Below are 6,542 nucleotides of genomic sequence, written 5' to 3'. Positions count from 1 at the left end.
GACCGCTGGCTTGAAACAGGGCCCTGGATGCTTCTGCTGTTCCTCTTCCTGGGGATCACGGCGGGCTTCTGGAACCTGCTGAAGGCCGTGAATGCCGAGGCTAAGGCGCTCCGAGAGGAGCAGCTGAAGAAATTGAACGACGACCAGGGTTAGAAACGAAAGCGCAACGGTGGCAAATCCGCTCGAGCAGTTTGAGATCAAGCGCTACGCCGAACTTTCGGTGGCGGGCGCCGATGCCGCGTTCACCAACGCTTCGCTGTTCATGCTGATCGTCCTTGGGCTTGCCCTGCTGTTCTTCTGGCTGGGCAGCCGCAATCCGCAGCTGGTGCCGGGCCGCTGGCAGGCCGCGCTGGAAGGCGTGACGGGCTTCATTTCCGGCATGGTCGAGGAAAACATCGGGCCGAAGGGCCGCGCCTTCGTGCCGTTCGTCTTCTCGCTGTTCATGTTCGTGCTGGTCGCGAACCTGGTGGGCCTGTTCCCCTACAGCTTCACCGTCACCAGCCACATCGTGGTGACCTTTGCCTTTGCCGCGCTCATCTTCCTGGTGTGTGTCGCGGTGGGCCTGGTGAAGCATGGTCTCCACTTCTTCTCGCTGTTCGTGCCGCAGAACACGCCGATCGTGCTGATGCCGCTGATCGTGCTCATTGAGCTGATCTCGTTCCTGTCGCGGCCGCTCACGCTGTCCATCCGTCTTTTCGCGAACATGACGGCGGGCCACATCCTGCTGAAGGTGTTTGCGGGCTTCGTGATCTCGCTGGGTGCGGCCGGTGGCGCGCTGGCGGCGATTTCCGTTCTTCCGTTCGCGATGACCGTGGCCTTTTACGGCCTCGAGCTGATCGTGGCGGTGGTGCAGGCCTATGTGTTTGCCCTCCTCACCTGCATCTACCTCAACGACTCCATCAATCTTCACTAGGCAATCCTGCCTGGGCCAACTTCACTGAGTTTATTCGAAAGGACTGATCACATGGACGCAGAAGCCGCAAAGTTCATCGGTGCCGGGCTTGCCGCCATCGGCATGGGCTTCGCCGCCATCGCCGTGGGCCACCTGTTTGCCTCGTTCCTGTCGGGCGCGCTTCGCAACCCGGCGGCGGCTGACAGCCAGCGCCCGAACCTGATCTTCGGCTTCGCCGTGACGGAAGCGCTTGGCATCTTCGCGTTCCTCGTCGCCCTGCTGCTGCTGTTCGCGGTCTGATCCTGAACAGCTGAGCGGAGGCCGCGATGCCCCAGTTCGACTTTAGCCAGGCGCTGCCGCAGATCCTGTGGCTGGTGGTCGTGTTCGGCCTCCTCTATCTCGCGGTGCGCGGGCTCTACCCGCGCGTCGAGAGGGTGGTGGAAAACCGCAAGGCCCGCATCTCGGCCGACCTGAAGGCGGCCGAGGCCGCCCATCAGGCCGCCGAGGCTGCGAGCAGCGGTGGCTCCACTGCGCTTGCAGAGGCGCGCGCCAGTGCCCTTTCCGTCACCGGAAAGGCGCGGGACGAGGCAACCGCCGCGACCCAGCGCAAGCTGGCCGAAGCGGATGCCGGGCTTGCAGCCAGGGCAGAGGCCGCGGCGCAGTCGCTGGCGGGCCAGCGCGCCAAGGCTGTTGCCGAACTGGACCGGATCGCGGCCGACGCCACGGTTGATCTGGTGAAGCGGATTTCGGGTCTCGAAGTCTCCAACGACGAGGCCGCCAAGGCGGTGAAGAAGGTGGCTGCCTGATGTCAGAGACATCTGCGACCGTGTCCAACCTGCCGGAAGTGGCCGATGCGCCCGCCGGTGCGCCCGGAACCGTTGCCGAAGCGGAACATGCCGCTGCGCACGAAACCGTGCTGGGGCTGGACAGCTACGCCATCGTCGGCCTCGCGTTCCTGACGTTTGTGCTGATCCTGTGGAAGGTCGGCGCCTTTTCCGCGATCCTGAAGGGCCTGGACGGCCAGGCAGACAAGGTGAAGGCTGATCTGGCCGAGGCCGCGGCGCTGAAGGCCGAAGCCCAGGCGATGAAGGACAAGGCCGCCGCCGACGCGGCCGACGCCGAGGCCCAGGCCAAGGCGACGCTTGCGAACGCCGAAGCCGAAGCGAAGCGCATCGTGCAGCAGGCAGCCGCAGATGCCGAAGACGCCATCGGCCGGCGCACGAAGCTGGCCGAAGACCGGATCGCCGCCGAAGCGCGCGGCGCTGAGGCGGAACTGCGGGCCCGCGCGGCCGACATCACGGTGAAGGCCGCCGAGGCCCTGCTTGCCGCGCGCAGCAAGGACCTCGCCGGCCTGACCGACGCGGCCATCGCCGGGCTCGACCGGAACTGACCTTGCGGGGGAGGCTGCCTTGAGCGTCTCCCTCCTCGCCGCCAGCTACAACATCCGCAAGGCAGTCGGCGGCGACATGGTTCGCCGGCCAGAGCGCATCCTGGCTGTCCTTGCGGAATTCGCCCCCGACATCGTCGTCCTGCAGGAAGCGGACCGCCGCTTCGGGTCGCGCGCGACAGCGTTGCCGATCGACCTGCTGGCCGATCATGGCTGGACGCCCGTACCCTTCGATTCGCGGCCGGCTTCCATCGGCTGGCATGGCAACGCCATCCTCGCAGGCCCGCGCATCGCCCTTCGCGACAGGCTGAAACTGGAGATTCCGGCGCTGGAACCCCGGGGCGCGGTGCTGGCGGAATTCGAGGTGTCGGGCGCGCCGGTCCGGGTCGTCGGGATGCACCTGGATCTGTCGGGCCTGATGCGGCGCCGCCAGGCTCATGCCATTCTCGACACGATCGCCGGGCGTCAATCCATGCCGACGGTCCTGATGGGCGACATGAACGAATGGCGGGCGTCGGCCGGCTGCATCGCGGATTTTGCCGCCGATCACCACATCGTCCTCACCGGCGCGAGCTTCCCTGCGACCCGCCCCATCGCGTCGCTCGACCGCATTTTCCTCTCTGACGACATCGAGGCGATCGACAGCGGCGTGCATCGCAGCCCGCTGGCGGCGCGGGCGTCTGACCATCTGCCCGTCTGGGTGAGGCTGGGGCTTCCGCTGCCGCCGCGTTGACATCACGGGCGGGCCGCCATCTTATCGGCGCCATGGGCCTGCTGAAGCTGATCCTGCTCGCGGTTGCGCTTCTGCTGCTGACGGGGCTGGTGCTGAAGCTGCTCAACCCGTTGCCGCCGCTTCCCGACCGCACCGACAGCCGTGCCATCCCCGCAGGCGACAGCTGGCTGGCCCGCACGGCCGAGACGGAAGCCGGCCGGCATCCGGGCCACAGCGGGGTCGCCCTGCTGTCGGATGGGATGGACGCCTTTGCGGCGCGCGCGGCGCTGGCGCGGGCGGCACAGCACAGCCTCGATCTCCAATATTATATCTGGCACGGCGACATTTCGGGGCGCCTGCTGATGCGCGAACTGATCGAGGCGGCCGACCGGGGCGTGCGGGTCCGCCTGCTGCTGGATGACAATGGCACGGCGGGGCTCGATGCAGAGCTGGCCGCGCTCGATTCGCACCCCGGAATCGAAGTCAGGCTGTTCAACCCCTTCGTGATCCGGCGGCCAAAGGCTGTCGGCTACATCATGGATTTCGGCCGCCTCAACCGGCGGATGCACAACAAGGCCTTCATCGCGGACAGCGCCGCAGCCGTCATCGGCGGGCGCAACGTGGGCGATGAATATTTCGGTGCCTCGCGCGGCAGCCAGTTCGAGGATCTGGACCTGTTGGCGTTCGGGCCGGTGGTGCCCGAACTCGCGGCCGATTTCGACCGCTATTGGGCTGCGCGATCCAGCTATCCCGCTGCCTCGATTCTTCCGCCCGCAGACGGCGGCGCGTTGGAGCAGCTGCGCGGGATGCTTGCGGCAGAAGCGGCGCGGCCGGATGCCGCCGGATATGCGGAGGCAATCCGCGAAAGCCTGTTGGCCGGTGCAAAGTCCGCATCGGGCGTGGATCTGGAATGGGCTGACGTCTCGATGCTGTCCGATGATCCGGCGAAGGGGGAAGGGCGGGTCGAACGGGGTGCGCTGCTGGCCGATCAGCTTGCCGCGCGCGTGGGCGAGCCTGTCGATCGCCTGTCGATCGTATCGGCCTATTTCGTTCCCGGAACGGAGGGGTCGGCAGGGCTGGTGGCGGCCGCCGGGCGCGGGGTCGAGGTGGATGTGATGACGAACGCGCTCGAATCCACCGATGTCGCAGCCGTCCATGCCGGATATGCGCGCCATCGGCTGGCACTGCTGCGCGCGGGTGTCCGGCTGTGGGAGCTGAAGTCGGAGCCGGGCGACCGCGCGCGGCTGAGGTTGGGGATCGGTGGCGGCTCGGGCAGCCGGCCGGTGATCCTGTCGAGCGGATCGTCCCTGCATGCCAAGACCATGGCCGTGGACGGGCGCCGCCTGTTCGTCGGCAGTTTCAACTTCGATCCCCGGTCAGTCGCGCTCAACACCGAACTCGGCTTCCTGGTGGACAGCCCCAGGCTTGCCGGCGAGCTGCATGAGCTGTTCCGCTCGGATGTCCGCGCCCGGGCCTATGAAGTGCGTCTGTCGCCCGATGGCGCGCTGCAATGGCTGGAGGAAACCCCGGACGGTCCGGTGGTGCATGAAACCGAGCCCGGAACGCGCCTGCACCAGCGACTGGCCGTGAAGGCGCTTGCCCTGCTGCCGATCGACTGGCTGCTGTAGGCCCCGTTCGCCTTCAGGCAGCGCCGGTTCCGGCGCGGCTGTGGTGGCGAATCACTTCGTCGATGATGAAGCGCAGGAATTTTTCGGAGAATTCGGGATCCAGATCGGCTTCCGTCGCCAACCGGCGCAGCCGGGCGATCTGTTCCTCCTCGCGGCCGGGATCGGCGGGTGGCAGGCCGGTTTCGGCCTTGTAGGCCCCCACCTTCTGCGTGACCTTGAACCGTTCGGCGAGCAGATACACCAGCGCCGCATCGATATTGTCGATCGAGCGCCGAAATTCGGCGAGCCTGCTGACGCCTGTCCCGTCCCGCGACATGAAGACCCTTCCCATTCCCGGCCCACTGGCCTAGCGCCATGCCGACATGACAGCGACCGTCCATCCGATCCGGCCCGAAAAGCCCAGCCTCAAGCCGTTGATGGCGCTGGTGGCACCGGGCCTGAATGCCGTCAACCGTGTCATCCTCGACAGGATGCAAAGCCCCGTGGTGCTGATCCCCGAACTGGCGGGTCACCTGATCGCCGGCGGCGGCAAGCGCATGCGGCCCATGCTCACGCTCGGTTGCGCGGCCGCGCTGGATTACCAGGGGGAACGCCACCACAAGCTGGCGGCTGCGGTGGAGTTCATCCACACCGCGACCCTGCTGCACGATGATGTGGTGGACGGCTCGGACCTGCGGCGCGGGCGGGCAACGGCCAACACCATCTGGGGCAATGAAGCCTCTGTGCTGGTTGGTGATTTTCTCTTCTCCCGCGCGTTCGAACTGATGGTGGAAGACGGCAGCCTGAAGGTGCTGAAGGTGCTGTCCAACGCGTCCGCCGTCATTGCGGAAGGCGAGGTGCACCAGCTGACGGCGCAGCGCGTGGTCGAAACCAGCGAGGACAGCTATCTGCAGATCATCAGCGCCAAGACAGCCGCGCTGTTTTCCGCTGCCTGCCAGATCGCCGCAGTCGTGGCGGAGAAGGACGAAGCGACGGAAGCCAATCTGGAAGCCTATGGCCGCAACCTCGGCATCGCCTTCCAGCTGGTGGATGATGCGATCGACTATGTGTCGGACGCGGAAACCATGGGGAAAGACATCGGCGACGATTTCCGCGACGGGAAGGTCACCCTGCCCGTGATCCTGGCCTATGCGCGCGGCGACGATGCGGCCCGCAAGTTCTGGCAGCGTGCCATGTCTGGCAGGGCCAACGGCGACGCCGAACTGAAGGACGCCATCGAGAGGCTGCATGCCACCGGCGCGATCGCGGACACCATGGCCCGCGCCCGGCTCTATGGCAGCCGGGCGATCGATTCGCTGGCGCGGCTGCCGCAGAGCGCAGCGCGGTCGGCCCTGGTCGAGACGGTCGAGTTTGCCATCCAGCGCGCCTATTGACCTGTCGGCCACGGGCCTGCCCGTGCTGGAGGTGCTGCCCGGCCTCCTTGCGAGCCTGACCGAGCGGCCGAATGCGGTGCTTGTCGCGCCGCCGGGCGCCGGCAAGACGACACTGGTTGCGCCGTCCCTTCTGGATGCCCGCTGGCTGGAAGGCCGGAAGATCCTGCTGATGCTGCCCCGGCGGCGGGCGCCGCGCGCCGCGGCCGAGCGCATCGCAAGCCTTCTGGGCGAAGAGGCGGGCCACCGCGTCGGCTATCGCACCCGCCTGGAATCCAGGCCCGGCAGCCGCATCGAATGCCTGACGGAAGGCCTGTTCGTGAACCGGCTGATCGCCGATCCCGGCCTTGAGGGCGTGGGGGCGCTGCTGTTCGACGAAGTGCATGAGCGCAATCTGGAGGGTGATCTGGGCCTCGCGCTCGCGCTCGACGCGCAGCAGCTTCGCCCCGAAATCCGCATCCTTGCGATGTCGGCCACGCTGGACGGCGCCCGGTTCGCGCGGCTGATGGGAGACGCGCCGATCTTGGAATCGCAGGGGCGCAGCTTCCCAGTT

Annotated in this window: 10 protein-coding genes; 9 read left to right on the top strand and 1 reads right to left on the bottom strand. The window is 67.1% G+C overall.

The genetic code is table 11. From position 1 onward, the window contains the following. From ACE3O8_RS12425 to ACE3O8_RS12395, 7 genes are all read left to right on the top strand, one after another. A partial coding sequence (locus ACE3O8_RS12425; protein WP_374390204.1) for an AtpZ/AtpI family protein occupies positions 1-153 on the top strand: 153 nt, incomplete at its 5' end. 16 nt (positions 154-169) lie between these two features. After that, positions 170-913, top strand: coding sequence for a F0F1 ATP synthase subunit A (locus tag ACE3O8_RS12420; RefSeq protein ID WP_374390202.1), 744 nt, complete (start codon positions 170-172; stop codon positions 911-913). Between the two features lie 51 nt (positions 914-964). Then, positions 965-1,192 carry a F0F1 ATP synthase subunit C gene (locus tag ACE3O8_RS12415; protein WP_374390200.1) on the top strand — a complete coding sequence of 76 codons (228 nt, stop codon included), beginning with the start codon at positions 965-967 and terminating at the stop codon, positions 1,190-1,192. 26 nt (positions 1,193-1,218) lie between these two features. Further along, positions 1,219-1,698 (top strand): ATPase, encoded by a 480-nt coding sequence (locus ACE3O8_RS12410; protein ID WP_374390198.1) that lies wholly within the window; start codon positions 1,219-1,221, stop codon positions 1,696-1,698. Next, positions 1,698-2,282, top strand: coding sequence for a hypothetical protein (locus ACE3O8_RS12405; protein WP_374390196.1), 585 nt, complete (start codon positions 1,698-1,700; stop codon positions 2,280-2,282). The genes ACE3O8_RS12410 and ACE3O8_RS12405 overlap by 1 nt, the downstream gene beginning before the upstream one ends. Before the next feature lie 19 nt (positions 2,283-2,301). Beyond that, positions 2,302-3,012 carry an endonuclease/exonuclease/phosphatase family protein gene (locus tag ACE3O8_RS12400; protein WP_374390195.1) on the top strand — a complete coding sequence of 237 codons (711 nt, stop codon included), beginning with the start codon at positions 2,302-2,304 and terminating at the stop codon, positions 3,010-3,012. A gap of 32 nt (positions 3,013-3,044) precedes the next feature. Then, positions 3,045-4,619: a phospholipase D family protein gene (locus ACE3O8_RS12395; RefSeq protein ID WP_374390193.1), complete on the top strand. Its 1,575-nt coding sequence runs from the start codon at positions 3,045-3,047 to the stop codon at positions 4,617-4,619. Positions 4,620-4,632: 13 nt separating this feature from the next. Here ACE3O8_RS12395 and ACE3O8_RS12390 read toward each other — a convergent pair whose 3' ends face one another. Continuing rightward, positions 4,633-4,935, bottom strand: a complete 303-nt coding sequence (locus ACE3O8_RS12390; protein WP_374390191.1) for a chorismate mutase — start codon at positions 4,933-4,935, stop codon at positions 4,633-4,635. Between the two features lie 46 nt (positions 4,936-4,981). Between ACE3O8_RS12390 and ACE3O8_RS12385 the strand changes: the two genes are divergently transcribed. Together ACE3O8_RS12385 and ACE3O8_RS12380 are read left to right on the top strand one after the other, a co-directional pair. Continuing rightward, positions 4,982-5,992: a polyprenyl synthetase family protein gene (locus tag ACE3O8_RS12385; protein ID WP_374390189.1), complete on the top strand. Its 1,011-nt coding sequence runs from the start codon at positions 4,982-4,984 to the stop codon at positions 5,990-5,992. Between the two features lie 22 nt (positions 5,993-6,014). Further along, positions 6,015-6,542: DEAD/DEAH box helicase (locus ACE3O8_RS12380; protein ID WP_374390187.1), on the top strand; the 528-nt coding region annotated here is incomplete at its 3' end.

It is taken from the genome of Sandaracinobacter sp. (genome assembly GCF_041909755.1).
GTDB lineage: Bacteria > Pseudomonadota > Alphaproteobacteria > Sphingomonadales > Sphingomonadaceae > Sandaracinobacteroides.
This window is presented reverse-complemented; position numbering and strand designations above follow the sequence as displayed.

Excerpts from the sequence above, each read along its gene's own strand:
- ACE3O8_RS12395 (WP_374390193.1), top strand. The coding sequence starts at position 3,045 with ATGGGCCTGCTGAAGCTGATCCTGCTCGCGGTTGCGCTTCTGCTGCTG.
- ACE3O8_RS12410 (WP_374390198.1), top strand. The coding sequence starts at position 1,219 with ATGCCCCAGTTCGACTTTAGCCAGGCGCTGCCGCAGATCCTGTGGCTG.
- ACE3O8_RS12415 (WP_374390200.1), top strand. The coding sequence starts at position 965 with ATGGACGCAGAAGCCGCAAAGTTCATCGGTGCCGGGCTTGCCGCCATC.
- ACE3O8_RS12390 (WP_374390191.1), bottom strand. The coding sequence starts at position 4,935 with ATGTCGCGGGACGGGACAGGCGTCAGCAGGCTCGCCGAATTTCGGCGC.
- ACE3O8_RS12405 (WP_374390196.1), top strand. The coding sequence starts at position 1,698 with ATGTCAGAGACATCTGCGACCGTGTCCAACCTGCCGGAAGTGGCCGAT.
- ACE3O8_RS12385 (WP_374390189.1), top strand. The coding sequence starts at position 4,982 with ATGACAGCGACCGTCCATCCGATCCGGCCCGAAAAGCCCAGCCTCAAG.